Source organism: Okeania sp. (assembly GCF_983059655.1).
In genome coordinates this window covers 1-3,511 of record NZ_CEZPJD010000818.1, presented here as the reverse complement: position 1 = coordinate 3,511, position 3,511 = coordinate 1, and the positions used below count along the sequence as shown (strand labels likewise).

Below are 3,511 nucleotides of genomic sequence, written 5' to 3'. Positions count from 1 at the left end.
AGAGGATTGAATAAAAGGAGAAAATTTATTTTTTTCCCTTTGAAAGAGGAGACTTTAAACATGAATCATTGAATTATTGAATTATTAATTATTCGGTAATTTATTTGATTTTAAATAGTGTTTATTACTAGATTATTCTTCAACAAAACTTAGTGTTTTTTCAGAGTTTTATACTACTAATATAGTAGATTAGAGCTTGAAAATAAATTTCAACCCAAGCTTTATCACACTCATCAAAGATAGTAAAGTATTGTTTGCTAATTGCTGAGTAACAATCGTAGCTTGTTACTAGGTAGTAATTGTACAACGCCAAATATATGATTAGATAAATTTGTAGTCAAAAACTGTTAATTTATGCTAGACTTATAGAATAAATAAATGTAATTCGATGCTTTTTAAAATTGTTAGTATATTTAAAATAATATCATAGAAAAAGTAACAGATAGTTACCAAATTATGGGTCATAAGAATAAAAAATCAAACAAATAAGGTCAATAAAATGGAAGTAAAATCACTATACCATTTATTAGCTCTTGAAACTTTCTTTGAAGAAACAGTAGAGTTAGCAGCAAACATCGCTGAGGCTCCAATTGCATTCATTAGCTTTATGGATTCTAACTATATTTGGTTAAAGTCCCAAATAGGTATCGATCATAAAAAAAATGACTACCTAGACTTTGTCAAAGCTATTCTAAGTACTTCTCCGGATACAGAAACAAAACCACTAATTATATCTAATACACTAGCAAATCGAAGGACAGCAAATCATACTTTAGTAATATCAGAAGCAAAAATTAGATTTTATGCCGGAATTCCCATTAATATCAATGGCAAACAAATTGGTATTTTGTCAGTAATGGACTATGAATCCAGAACGATAACAAATAAATGTCAAAAATCATTAGAAAAACTAAGTATTCATATCAGTACCCAAGTAAAATTACAACATAAACTTTACGACTTTAGTAGAAAATTTATCAAATTACAAGAAATAGCTGACGAAAATCAAGATAAAAAAACACTAAATCTGCTAGAAAGAGCGATCGCAGCCAGTAATAATGGCATAGTAATATCTGATAAGACTCAGCCTGATAACCCCATTATTTACTGTAACTCAACCTTTGAAAAAATTACAGGCTACTCTCGTCAAGAAGTATTAGGAAAAAATTGTAGATTTTTACAAGGAGCTGACACAGATCCAGCAGCACTATCTCAAATTCGCCAAGCGATGAGGTTAGAAACTAAATGCTTAGTTGTCTTAAAAAATTACCGCAAAGATGGTACTCCCTTCTGGAACGAATTAGCAATATCTCCAGTCAGAGACAATGATGGTCGTTTGACAAACTTTATTGGTATCCAAACAGATATTACTGAAAAGAAACAAGCGGAAGAAGCACTGCGAGAAAGTGAAGCACGTTATCGACTCTTAACTAATCATTCTACTGACCTCATTTCTAGGCAAACTATAGAAGGTATATTTTTATTCGCCTCTGCTGCCTGTCGTTATCTGCTGGGATATGAACCAAAAGAGCTAGTGGGGCGTTGTATTTACGATGACTTATTCCACCCAGAAGATAAAAAATTATATGAGCTAAATAATCTAAAACACCTAGAAAACAATACCTTCACTCATCGACTACGGCACAAAAAAGGGCATTATATTTGGTTTGAAACTACTTGTCAAAAAATTAACGACCAACAAACAGGTAAAGTTATAGAATTAGTTGCAGTTTCACGAGACATCACAGAGCGTAAACGTATAGAAGCAGCTTTAATAGAAAGATCGCATTTATCAGCTCTAGAAGCGGAAGTAGGAGTAGCTGTGGGAGAAGGTGGTTCCCTGAGCGAGATCCTTCAACGTTGTACCCAAGCGGTCATTACAGAACTAGATGTAATTTGCTCATGTATATGGACTCTTAACACTCAAACCAGTCAACTAGAGCTACAAGCATTATCTGGTAAAAACTTAGAATTAGAAATCGAATATAGACAAAGACTACTGACTCCGAAAAATCTCTTAACTTCTGAGAACCTAAATTCAAAAATTAAGTCTGACAACGAACAACAAATTCTCACGAATGATTTTACCCTCCTGACTTCAGATAATAGAGTTGTTGGAGTTATATGTATATGGAGCACTCAAGTTCTTGCCGAGTCAGTTAGAAATGTACTCAATTGGATAGCTAATGCGATCGCCACTACTATCGATAAAGTTAGTAGGCAAGAACAACTATTAAACAACCGAGAAGCTTTACTATTTCGCCTCGCTAGCCAAATCAGAGATTCCCTCGACCTCGACAAAATATTGGGAACGGCAGTTACAGAAATTAGAAATCTTTTACAAATTGACCAATGTTTATTCATATGGTGTTTACCCAATCAAATCACTGGCATTGCCGTCACTCATGAAGATTCTAACCCAGAAATATCCGTTCATATACCAGATTATCCCACAGAACAGGTAGAAATTTTATCAGATAAAATTCGTAATCGTGAGATTATACGATTTGATAGTACTGAAAAAATCAATCAACCTCATTTTGAACCAATACAGACATACCTGCAACAATTGACAGTAAAATCTACATTATTGCTGCCATTACAAACTATTTCTGGTCAGCAAGGGGGAGTTATTTGCAACCATTACAGTAGTCCTCGACCTTGGAAAGATAGTGAAGTAGAATTATTGCAAGCAGTAGTAGACCAACTAGCGATCGCCATTGACCAAGCCGAACTTTATGCTCAAACCCGGGCTGCTGCTTTAGCTGCTCAAACTCAAGCTCACCACCTCACTGAAGCTTTACAGAATTTACAGCAAAAAGAAGCTCAGTTAATTCAGCAAGAAAAAATGTCATCACTAGGTCAAATGGTGGCAGGTTTAGCTCATGAAATTAATAATCCTGTGAATTTTATTTATGGCAATCTTACCTATGTTGAAAATTATATGAATAGTATTCTTGAATTATTAAAAATTTATCAAAAGTATTATCCAGATACTATACCAGAAATTGAAGATAAAGTTGAAGATATAGACTTAGAATTTTTAATAGAAGACTTACCAAAAATTCTATCTTCAATGGAAATGGGAACTGAACGTATCCGTCAAATTGTCATATCTTTAAGAAACTTTTCCCGTCATGATGAATCAGACAAGAAAATAGTAGATATCCATGAGGGTATTGATAGCACCTTATTAATTTTAGATCACCGGATTAAATCAAACGGAAAAGATTCTGGAATTGAAATTATTAAAGACTATGGTAAATTACCTAAATTAGAGTGTTATCCCGGGCAACTAAATCAAGTATTTATGAATATTTTTAATAATGCAATTGATGCTCTAGAAAGTCAACAAAAACCAAGACAAATTAAAATTACTACCCAGATTAACTCTGAGTCCGCAGAAGCAGTAAATAATCCAAATGAAAATCAAAATCTATCCATAGCTAATCTCAAATATGCTGTCATATCTATTAAAGATAATGGTCCAGGAATGACAGAAAATACAATT

Annotated in this window: 1 protein-coding gene; it reads left to right on the top strand. The window is 33.2% G+C overall.

All coding sequences use genetic code 11. The features are described 5' to 3' along the window. Positions 1-499: 499 nt before the first annotated feature. A partial coding sequence (locus tag AC3DU7_RS28825; RefSeq protein ID WP_488042690.1) for a PAS domain S-box protein occupies positions 500-3,511 on the top strand: 3,012 nt, incomplete at its 3' end.